Below are 265 nucleotides of genomic sequence, written 5' to 3'. Positions count from 1 at the left end.
TGCCTGGCGGCTTTAGCGCGGTGGTCCCACCTGACCCCATGCCGAACTCAGAAGTGAAACGCCGTAGCGCCGATGGTAGTGTGGGGCCTCCCCATGCGAGAGTAGGGAACTGCCAGGCATCAAATTTGTTCCTTTTCTTCTGACAGGGAAAATAACGGGAACAGACGGTTATCAGCCGGTTGCTGATAAGCGTGAAAGAATCGGTGGAGCGGTAGTTCAGTTGGTTAGAATACCTGCCTGTCACGCAGGGGGTCGCGGGTTCGAG

The 265-nt window shown here is 56.2% G+C and carries 1 rRNA gene; it reads left to right on the top strand.

Annotation, left to right across the window (positions count from 1 at the left end):
- Window positions 1–2 precede the first annotated feature (2 nt).
- A 5S ribosomal RNA gene (rrf, locus tag QSK07_RS22755) occupies window positions 3–118 on the top strand.
- The last annotated feature ends 147 nt before the right edge of the window (window positions 119–265 follow it).

The organism is Pantoea sp. QMID4, assembly GCF_030270445.1.
GTDB classification, from domain to species: domain Bacteria; phylum Pseudomonadota; class Gammaproteobacteria; order Enterobacterales; family Enterobacteriaceae; genus Pantoea; species Pantoea vagans.
The sequence above is the reverse complement of the archived record's forward strand: the minus strand, read 5'-3'. Positions and strand labels throughout refer to the sequence as shown.